Raw genomic sequence first — 8,337 nt, 5'->3', positions numbered from 1 at the left:
CCCGCGGGAGGGCCCGGGGTGCGGACAAGAGAGCGGGCCGCCCAGGGCCCGCCCCGAGGCGTGCGTGGGGGCCGGCCGACCTAGGCCGGCCGCCAGCACAGGCACGCGGTGCGCTTCATGCCTTCACGGTATCCCATCGGGGATGCGGACGGCAGTAGATAATCCGGTACGGAACCACTGGGTACTCTTGAGGCATGACCGCGCTCGCCCCAGCCAACACCGTGACGGACCTCTCCTATCTGCTCGACCACACCTCGCACGTGCTGAAGTCGCGGATGACGGCGGCGCTCGGCGAGATCGGGCTGACGCCGCGCATGCACTGCGTGCTGGTGCACGCGCTCGAGGAGGAGCGCACCCAGATCCAGCTGGCCGAGATCGGCGACATGGACAAGACCACGATGGTCGTGACGGTGGACGCCCTGGAGAAGGCCGGGCTCGCCGAGCGGCGCCCGTCCTCGACGGACCGGCGCGCGCGGATCATCGCCGTCAGCGAGAAGGGCGCCGAGACGGCCCGGCGGGGGCAGGAGATCGTCGACCGGGTGCACGCGGAGGCGCTCGGGGCACTGCCGGACGGCGAGCGGGACGTCCTCGTGCGGGCGCTGCGGCGGCTGGCCGAGGGGCACCTCAGCACCCCGGTGGAGCAGGCGCAGCCGGTGCGCCGCCAGCGCGAGCGCAACAAGTAGGTCCCCAACAGATCGTCTCTAACGAAACTATCTGCTAACGTCTCTCCTGTTCGCCTCGAACGGGAGATGACCCCATGAACCTGTCCGCACGGTCCCGCGGGACCGCTCTCGGCGTGCTGTCCGCCGCCGCGCTGATGACGATCCTGGACGGCAGCATCGTCACCGTCGCGATGCCGTCCATCCAGCGCGACCTCGGCTTCTCCGCCGCCGGGCTGAGCTGGACCGTCAACGCCTACCTGATCGCCTTCGGCGGCCTGCTCCTCCTCGCCGGACGGCTCGGCGACCTCATCGGCCGCAAGACGATGTTCCTCGCCGGGAACGCGGTGTTCACCGGCGCGTCCGTGCTCGCCGGCGCCGCCACCGCCCCGGGCCTGCTGATCGCCGCCCGGTTCCTGCAGGGCGTCGGCAGCGCGATGGCCTCCGCCGTCGTCCTCGGCATCCTCGTGACGCTGTTCACCGAGCCCGGCGAGCGCGCCAAGGCCATCGGCGTCTTCAGCTTCACCGGCGCCGCCGGCGCGTCCATCGGCCAGGTGCTCGGCGGGGTCCTCACCGACGCGCTGAGCTGGCACTGGATCTTCCTGATCAACGTGCCGATCGGGCTGGCCACGATCGCGCTGGCGGTCGTCGCGCTGCCCCGCGACCGCGGCGCCGGGCTGCGCGCCGGCGCCGACGTCGCGGGCGCGGTACTGGTCACGTCCGGGCTGATGCTCGGCATCTACACCGTCGTCAAGGCCGAGGACGACGGCTGGCTGTCGGGCCGCACGCTCGGCCTCGGCGCCGTCTCGCTGGTCCTGCTCGCCGGGTTCTTCGTCCGGCAGGCGAGGGCCGCCACCCCGCTGATGCCGCTGCGCCTGCTGCGCTCGCGCAACGCGTCCGGCTCCTACCTCGCGCAGATGCTGTCGCTGTCCGCGATGTTCTCGTTCCAGATCATCGTCGCCCTCTACATGCAGAAGGTCCTCGGCTACGACGCGCTGGAGACCGGCCTCGCGATGCTGCCCGCCGCCGTCGCCATCGGCACGATCTCGCTGTTCGTCTCGGCGCGGCTCAGCCGCCGCTTCGGCGAGCGCGCCGTGCTGCTCGCCGGGCTCGTCCTGCTGATGGGCGCCATGGCGTGGCTGGCCCGGATCCCGGAGGACGCGAGCTACATCGCCGACCTGCTGCCCGTGATGGTGCTGGTCGCCGGCGGCGGGCTCGTCCTGCCCGCGCTGACCGGCCTCGGGATGGCCGGCGCCCGCCCCGACGACGCGGGCCTGGTGTCCGGGCTGTTCAACACCGTCCAGCAGATCGGGATGGCGCTCGGCGTCGCGGTGCTGTCGACGCTCGCCGCGTCCCGCACCGAGCACCTGCGCGCGGACGGCCGGTCCGAGGCCGCCGCGCTGACCGGCGGATACCACCTCGCGTTCACCGTCTCGGCGGGCCTGCTGGTCGCCGCGTTCCTGGTCGGCGTCCTCGTCCTGCGCAGCCCGAAGGCCGCCGCGGACGCCCCCGCCCCCGTCGAGTCCGTCCCCACCAACGCCTGAAGGAGATCACCATGACCGCGTACGGCCCCGGCCAGGGACCCGGCCCCAAGCCCGTCGGCGAGGACGACCTCGCCCGCCTCCTCGGCGAGCAGCAGTTCGCCGTCCTCGCCACCACGAAGAAGAGCGGCCACCCGCACCTGTCCACCGTCGTCTACACCTGGGACCCGGCGGAGCGGATCGCGCGGATCTCGACCACCGCCGGCCGCGCCAAGGTCAGGCAGATCCGCGACGACCCGCGCGCCGCGCTCCACGCGTCCGCCCCGGACCACCTGTCGTTCGTGGTCGCCGAGGGACGCGCGGAACTGTCCGGGATCAGCGAAAAGCCCGGCGACGACGCCGGGCGGGAGCTCCTCGCGATGACGCCGGGCTTCCCCGACCCCGCCGACGAGCGGGCGTTCCTGGAGCAGATGGTCAAGGACCGGCGGCTCGTGATCCGGCTGTACGTCGACCGGCTCTACGGGACCGTCCTTGCCGACTGAGGAGGGCCGGTTCCGCACCGGCCCCGGCGGTTCAGGTGGGCAGCACCATCAGGATCAGCGGCAGGCCGGCCAGCAGCGGCACGGCGACCGTCGCGGCGAGGCGGGCGCGGCGCGGCAGCGGCTTCGGCTCCAGCAGCCGGTTGACCCGCGCCATCACCGGGATGTCGTCCGAGGACGCCACCCCGAGCGTCCCGGACGGCGCGGCCGCCGGGCGGGCGGCGGCGAAGCGCAGCAGCGCCGTCGCCAGCTCGCGCGGCGGGCGCCCCGACCGGGCCCGGTCGTCCGCGGCCATCTCGATCAGCAGCTCCACCGCGTCCAGGCACCGCCCGACCAGCCGGAACTGCGGGAACACCTGGCGCAGCGACGCGAACGGCAGCAGCACCAGGTCGTGGCGCTCGCGCGCGTGCGCGCGCTCGTGCGCGAGGACCGCGGCCAGCTCGGCGCGGTCCAGCAGCTCCAGGGTCCCGGCGCTCACCACGACCTTGGACGAGCGGACCCCCGGAACGCAGTAAGCGGCCGCGCCCGGGTGGTCGAGGACCAGCGTGCCGGGCACGGCCGAATCGCGGCGGGAGACGAGGGCGAGGAGTACTCGGTGCCGGTGCCTGGCGCGGACGACGCGGACCACCGCGTACATCAGCATGACCAGCAGCACGGCGGCGAGGCTCACCGCGGACAGCAGCGCCGCCATGTGCACCGTGTCGAGCCGGGCCGCCTGGTCGGCGTAGAGGCCGGGGATGCCGCCGAGGACGCCCTTGCGGTACGGCGCCATCGCGACGCCGAGCAGGGCCCCGATGGTGGCGACGCCCCAGCACAGGCCGAGCGACTGCCAGAGGGCGATGCCGAGGCGCGGGGTGCGCCACGTCCACCTGGCCCGGGACAGCAGGTGCGCCCCGCCGACGGTCCCCAGGGAGATCAATGCGAGCAGGGCGGTGCCGGTCATGCCGGTGGTTCCTTCGTGAGGCCGGCCAGGGCCTGGCGGATCACGTCGATCTCGTCGCTCGAGACCGACCGGACGAAGTGCGCCAGCGCGGCGTCGCGGTCGCCCGTCTCGTCCAGGGCGCCCAGCATCAGTTCCGTGACGTAGCTCTCCCGGCTCTCGACCGGCCGGTACCGCCACGCGCGGCCGTCCCGCTCGCGTTCGAGGAAGTCCTTCTTGGCGAGCCTGTCCAGCACCGTCATCACCGTGGTGTGGGCGAGGTCGCGGTCATGGGCCAGCGCACGGCTCACGTCGCGGGCGGTGGCGGCGCCGGCGCCGGCGTCCTCCCGCGCCCACAGAACCTCCATGACCGTGCGTTCAAGCTCTCCAAGACCCTTCACGACGTCCAGATTATCCGACCGAGGGCGAGGTCACCACGGCGGGTAGTACTACCGACTTCCGTACTACGCCTCGTAGTACTACATTCAGTCGTATTAGCGGCGTGCCGGAGCCACGGTCGGCAACCACGCACCGGCACGCCGCTGCTCCTAACCGCCCGCCATGGCGCCGACCACCAGGAACGGCTCGGCCCCCGCGACGACCGGCCCCGGCAGCGGCGCGTCCACCGGCTCATGGGACAGGTCCTCGGCGCAGGCGTAGAAGCGCACGAACGCCCGGCGCCGCCCCGTCCGCCGATCACGGATCGTCCCGCGCAGCACCGGGAACCGGTCCTCCAACGCGTCCAGGACCGTCGCGATCGTCGCCCCCTCGACCTCCACCTCCCCGTCCACCCCGGCGAGCGCCCGCAGATGCGCGGGCAGCACCACACGGATCACGGCAGCGCCTGCACTTCCACCGACAGCACCGCCGGGAGATCGCGCACGATCGGCGTCCAGGTGTCCCCCTCGTCGGACGACCCGTACACCTGCCCGCCGGTCGTCCCGAAGTAGATCCCGCACGGATCCAGCGAGTCCACGGCCATCGCGTCCCGCAGCACGTTGACGTAGCAGTGGCTCTGCGGCAGCCCGCCCGTCAGCGGCTCCCACTCGTTCCCCCCGGCCCGGCTCCGGTAGACCCGCAGCCTCCCCTCCGGCGGGTAGTGCTCCGAGTCGCTCTTGATCGGCACCACGTAGACCGTGTCCGGCTCGTGCGCGTGCACCGCGATCGGGAACCCGAAGTCGCTCGGCAGATCACCGCTGATCTCCCGCCACGTCTCCCCCGCGTCGTCGCTGCGCATCACGTCCCAGTGCTTCTGCATGAACAGCACCTCCGGACGCGACGGATGCATCGCGATCCGGTGCACGCAGTGCCCGACCTCCGCCTCCGCGTCCGGGATGCCCTCCGACCGCAGCCCCCGGTTCACCGGCCGCCACGTCGCGCCCGCGTCGTCCGTGCGGAACACGCCCGCCGCCGAGATCGCCACGTACATCCGCGCCGCGTCCACCGGATCGAGCACCACGGTGTGCAGGCACATCCCGCCGGCCCCCGGCTGCCAGTCCGGCCCCGACCCGTGCCCGCGCAGCCCGGGCAGCTCCTGCCAGGTCTGCCCGCCGTCACCGGTCCGGAACAGCGCCGCGTCCTCGACGCCCGCGTACACCACGTCCGGATCCACCGGCGACGGCTCCAGATGCCAGACCCGGTTGAACTCCCACGGACGCGGCGTCCCGTCGTACCACTGGTGCGTCCCCGGCTCCCCCTCGTACCGGAAGTCGTTGCCCACCGGCCGCCACGTCGCGCCCCCGTCGTCCGACCGCTGGATCAGCTGCCCGAACCAGCCCGTCGACTGCGACGCGTACAGCCGGTCCGGATCCGCGGGCGACCCGGCGACGTGGTACATCTCCCACCCGCCGAAGTGAGGCCCGCTGACCTCCCACCGCTCCCGCTTCCCGTCCGCGGTCAGCACGAACGCCCCCTTGCGCGTCCCGACCAGAACCCGAACCCCGCTCATGCCCGCACTCCTCTCGACGACTCAGAGGAGAGACCACCCCCGCCCCCGGAACTCATCGCCGCCCCGGAGTCAGGCCTCAAGCCCCGTCAGCAGCCGCGCGACGTCGAGCCCCGTATTCAAGTAGTCGACGAACAAGGAGTTGTTCAGCGCCCACTTCGACCGGCGGTAGCGGACCAGGAATATGGCGTCACTGGTGCTGTACCCCAGAAGCGTCAGGGCGTGAGCGACGACGAGGCCGGACCGGTTGTAGCCGGAGTGGCACCGGACCAGCACCCGCCGCCCGCGCCCGACCGCCTCCACCGCCAGCTCCGCCGCACCGCACACCGCCTCGATCTGCTCAGCGGTCAACGGCCCATCCGGCATGGGAACGCTCCGGTGCTCGACACCCCCGCCGGGCCCATGCCCCTCGCGCTCGTACAGGCTGATCACCAGATCGAACTCGCGATCCACAACGACCGGTACCCGCGCTCCCGCCTGATCCCGGTAATGGTGCCCGCCCATCCACAGCAGCGGAACGATCTCATCCCAGGGCGACCCCGCATCGGGCGCCCCACGCCCCTCCGTGCGCACGGCCTGCTCCCACCAATGCCACCCGACCACCTCGAGCCGGGAACGATCATTCCTCCCCATACAACCAGGAACCGCCGCCCTCTCCGCCCCGAAAAAAGTCCAGCAGTGGCCGGAGCCACCGACCGCGACCTGTCACCGATCGCCGACCTGCCTTGTCTTCTCTAGGACTGCTTCCACCACAAGGAGACAAGACATGCCATCACCTGCGGAAGGCCGCGAGCTCAGCTTCGAGCGGGACATCAAGCCCCTGTTCCGCGCGAAGGACCGCGACTCGATGCTGTCCTTCTTCGACCTGCACGACCACGCGGACGTCTCCAAGCACGCCGACGCCATCATCGGTTCCCTGCTGACCGGACGCATGCCCTGCGACGGCACCTGGCCCGAGGACCAACTGGCGAAGCTCCAGCAGTGGATCGACGCAGGCAAGCCCGCCTAGCAAGCTCGCTCGTGGGCGCGGCCGGTTCTGCCGAGCCGCGCTCTGACTCCCAGCTACGCCCGGTCGCAGATTGGGCACGAGTGCCGCCCTCGTGCAGGCCGGGGGGACCGTCATTCCCTACAGAGTTGGATGCTCCGGAGCCGGCCGCGCCCAACCCGCACGGTAACGAACCCCCCTGACATCAAGCACCGGCTCGCCGCCCCCTCAAACGCTTCCTACCCCTGGCACTCCGCCGGCCGCTCGCACCAACGCGAAGCCCGAACGTACCGAAGCCTCCGCCGATCGCTCGCCCCGTAAGCGACGAAGTTCTGCCTAGCCTCCGCAAGGCTGAGCCCCCGGGGTGGGACCACCGCGGCTCTCATCAGCGTCGTGGTCGTCCAGCCCGTCGTCTTCCCACGAGCACACGGGGGCAGATCTCAAAGTAACCACGTCGCTCAAGCGTCAGGCACCCGCAACACGGACACGCACACGACTCGCCTCCCGACGCCCGACGCACGTTGACAAACACGCAGCCGATTCTCACGCCCAAAATCCACTCCCCACAACCACCCTGTACGGACGCCCGGTGACCGCAAGCGTCGGACGGCTAGACACCGAGCCGAGACCCTCCGGGACCACATCGCCGTGGACAGGGCGGCCAAGGACGGACGGATCTTCCACACCGAGCGGAGCGGAATCGTCCCCGCTCAGCATGATCGGCCGAACCAGCAGATCGACGAAGCGCCCAACAACTGATCACGCCTACGCGCTACACCTGGGGGATCTTGGATATGCGAACGACCTCTAACCGTTGTGCCTGGTCAAGGGCCGTTCTGCGTGGTGTGGCGGGTGCAGGGTTCGAACCTGCGTAGGCTAAGCCGACGGATTTACAGCCCGTCATGGATCTTGACACTCCTCCCCCGCTGACCTGCGCGGACGCTCGGCCGGTTACCTCGACACCGTTGGCACATTCCGCGCATTTTCCGGATCTTGGTCTTCAGGGCACCGGCCTGATCAGCGGTAGCGTGGAAGCCGACGTCCATCGATTGTCCAGGCGTAGTTACAACCGCTGCCGTCTGGAAGCCATTCAGTGCAACCAAGAAAGTCGCCGTGGATCGGCGAACTCCTAACCCTGATTCGACCGTAACCACACCGACAGGTCATACCGGCACCTACACGTCGTCCCCTCGAACCAGCGCTACGACGGCCCCGGATCCGGCTTCGGCCTGCCTGACCTCGGGCCGCCCGGTCGGGATTCGCCTGCTTCGCCAGCCACCAGAGAACACAGATCGATATGCCAAGGGCAAGGACGGAGTGCAGCCAAGTCACGCCCCCATCCTGTGATCGCCAAGCGAACCCAGCAACTCGGTTTCAGCCATCGCAGCGCCTGCCTGATCATCCCGTGTGCCGTCGCCCGCTGCTGTTGATGTCACAGTGCTGTCACTGCTGGTCGGCACTCGTTTCACCAGGGCGAACACTGGGGGCTGGCTGTCCGATGCGCCGTCCTCAGCCGTATGCGTCACAAGAATGATCACAAATACTCCAAGTGGTAAGCCCGACCGGCGGCCTTCGCGGACCATGCGCGCCAGTGCCTGGCTCTGCGCCTGGCAGCTCCGTGAGCCTCATGGATGGCCGCCGTTCCAGTCCAGCCCACCACTGGAAGCCAGCCAACGGAGTGCCACACGTCGTGGGCAGTGACCACGGCGGCGGCGCGGCCCCCGCGGCGGCCGGTCGGGGTGTGGCCGGCGGACGCGACGCGATGCGCGGCCCGGCGCGGCCGTCCGGTGACCGGCGCCCACGCCGCAC

General features: G+C 71.0%; 10 protein-coding genes and 1 tRNA gene. 4 read left to right on the top strand and 7 right to left on the bottom strand.

Annotated features, from left to right (window positions below):
• Positions 1 to 194 precede the first annotated feature (194 nt).
• From ABZ914_RS41200 to ABZ914_RS41190, 3 genes are all read left to right on the top strand, one after another.
• On the top strand, positions 195 to 683 hold the full coding sequence (locus ABZ914_RS41200; RefSeq protein WP_433147069.1) for a MarR family winged helix-turn-helix transcriptional regulator: 489 nt from the start codon (positions 195 to 197) through the stop codon (positions 681 to 683).
• A gap of 74 nt (positions 684 to 757) precedes the next feature.
• Entirely contained in the window at positions 758 to 2,203 is a 1,446-nt protein-coding gene (locus tag ABZ914_RS41195; protein WP_500200078.1) for an MFS transporter, read from the top strand.
• An 11-nt stretch (positions 2,204 to 2,214) separates the two neighbouring features.
• Complete coding sequence (locus ABZ914_RS41190; protein ID WP_500200077.1) at positions 2,215 to 2,682, top strand: TIGR03618 family F420-dependent PPOX class oxidoreductase; 468 nt, start codon at positions 2,215 to 2,217, stop codon at positions 2,680 to 2,682.
• Between the two features lie 31 nt (positions 2,683 to 2,713).
• Here the strand turns inward: ABZ914_RS41190 and ABZ914_RS41185 are convergent, their stop codons facing one another.
• The 5 genes from ABZ914_RS41185 to ABZ914_RS41165 form a co-directional block, all read right to left on the bottom strand.
• On the bottom strand, positions 2,714 to 3,622 hold the full coding sequence (locus tag ABZ914_RS41185; RefSeq protein WP_500200075.1) for a M56 family metallopeptidase: 909 nt from the start codon (positions 3,620 to 3,622) through the stop codon (positions 2,714 to 2,716).
• Positions 3,619 to 3,999, bottom strand: coding sequence for a BlaI/MecI/CopY family transcriptional regulator (locus tag ABZ914_RS41180; RefSeq protein WP_190860882.1), 381 nt, complete (start codon positions 3,997 to 3,999; stop codon positions 3,619 to 3,621). The genes ABZ914_RS41185 and ABZ914_RS41180 overlap by 4 nt, the downstream gene beginning before the upstream one ends.
• Before the next feature lie 147 nt (positions 4,000 to 4,146).
• The gene (locus ABZ914_RS41175; RefSeq protein WP_500200074.1) at positions 4,147 to 4,434 is read right to left on the bottom strand and encodes a MoaD/ThiS family protein; all 288 of its coding nucleotides are present in this window, start codon (positions 4,432 to 4,434) and stop codon (positions 4,147 to 4,149) included.
• A complete protein-coding gene (locus ABZ914_RS41170; protein ID WP_500200073.1) occupies positions 4,431 to 5,546 on the bottom strand; it encodes a WD40/YVTN/BNR-like repeat-containing protein in 1,116 nt (371 codons plus the stop codon). The genes ABZ914_RS41175 and ABZ914_RS41170 overlap by 4 nt, the downstream gene beginning before the upstream one ends.
• A gap of 69 nt (positions 5,547 to 5,615) precedes the next feature.
• On the bottom strand, positions 5,616 to 6,116 hold the full coding sequence (locus ABZ914_RS41165) for a protein-tyrosine phosphatase family protein (protein WP_500200072.1): 501 nt from the start codon (positions 6,114 to 6,116) through the stop codon (positions 5,616 to 5,618).
• 193 nt (positions 6,117 to 6,309) lie between these two features.
• Here ABZ914_RS41165 and ABZ914_RS41160 point away from each other — a divergent pair, with 193 nt between their 5' ends.
• Positions 6,310 to 6,552 carry a hypothetical protein gene (locus tag ABZ914_RS41160; protein ID WP_500200070.1) on the top strand — a complete coding sequence of 81 codons (243 nt, stop codon included), beginning with the start codon at positions 6,310 to 6,312 and terminating at the stop codon, positions 6,550 to 6,552.
• A gap of 822 nt (positions 6,553 to 7,374) precedes the next feature.
• Here ABZ914_RS41160 and ABZ914_RS41155 read toward each other — a convergent pair.
• A tRNA-Tyr gene (locus ABZ914_RS41155) sits at positions 7,375 to 7,453 on the bottom strand.
• A 403-nt stretch (positions 7,454 to 7,856) separates the two neighbouring features.
• Positions 7,857 to 8,066 carry a hypothetical protein gene (locus ABZ914_RS41150; RefSeq protein WP_500200069.1) on the bottom strand — a complete coding sequence of 70 codons (210 nt, stop codon included), beginning with the start codon at positions 8,064 to 8,066 and terminating at the stop codon, positions 7,857 to 7,859.
• Between the last annotated feature and the right edge of the window lie 271 nt (positions 8,067 to 8,337).

The sequence above is a fragment of the Spirillospora sp. NPDC046719 genome (assembly GCF_040645715.1).
In the GTDB taxonomy this organism is placed as follows: domain Bacteria; phylum Actinomycetota; class Actinomycetes; order Streptosporangiales; family Streptosporangiaceae; genus Spirillospora.
Note: the sequence above shows the minus strand (reverse complement) of the source record. Positions and strands in the feature narration are given on the sequence as shown.